The organism is Streptomyces sp. SID13726 (assembly GCF_010548375.1).
Taxonomy (GTDB): Bacteria; Actinomycetota; Actinomycetes; order Streptomycetales; family Streptomycetaceae; genus Streptomyces.
Genome location: NZ_JAAGLY010000109.1, coordinates 1 through 699 on the forward strand (window position 1 = coordinate 1; position 699 = coordinate 699).

The window sequence follows — 699 nt, forward strand, 5'->3', positions numbered from 1 at the left end:
AGCTGGAATCGCTGCTGAGCTCGCTCGGCATCGGGGACAACTACATCCTGTTCGGCCAGTCCTGGGGCGGCCTGCTCGTCACGCAGCACGCGGCGACGCGCCCGGCCGGGCTGCGGGCACTGGTCATCGCCAACGCCCCGGCCTCCTACCCGCTGTGGCTCCAGGAGATGAAGGTCCTGCGCGACCAGCTGCCGCCCGGGGTCAACGAGACCCTGCTCGCGCACGAGGCCGCCGGCACCACCGGCAGCCCCGAGTACGAGGCCGCGCTCATGCCGTTCTACCAGCGGCACGTGTGCCGTCTGCGGCCGTGGCCCCGCGACTTCCTCGCCTCGATCATGGAACTCAACAACGACCCGACGGTGTACTCCGTCATGAACGGGCCGAGCGAGTTCCACGTGATCGGCACGCTCAAGGACTGGGGCGTCATCGATGCCTGCCCCGACGTGGCCGTGCCGACCCTGCTGATCTCCGGGCGCCACGACGAGGCCACCGAAGTGACCGTCCGGCCCTTCGCCGAGCTGATCCCGGACGTGCGTTGGGAGATCTTCGAAGAGTCGAGCCACATGCCCCATCTCGAGGAGCCCGAGCGCTTCGCGGAGGTCATGGACCGGTTCCTCCAGGGCCTCGGCTGAGCCCGGCCCCGCGCCCACACTTTAGGAAGGATTGGAATGTCCCTTCTGACCCCCAGCTTCATCGAAG

Annotated in this window: 1 protein-coding gene; it reads left to right on the top strand. The window is 68.4% G+C overall.

From position 1 onward, the window contains the following. On the top strand, positions 1-632 hold a 632-nt coding region (locus G3I78_RS46615; protein ID WP_164436649.1), incomplete at its 5' end, for a proline iminopeptidase-family hydrolase. Positions 633-699: the final 67 nt, after the last annotated feature.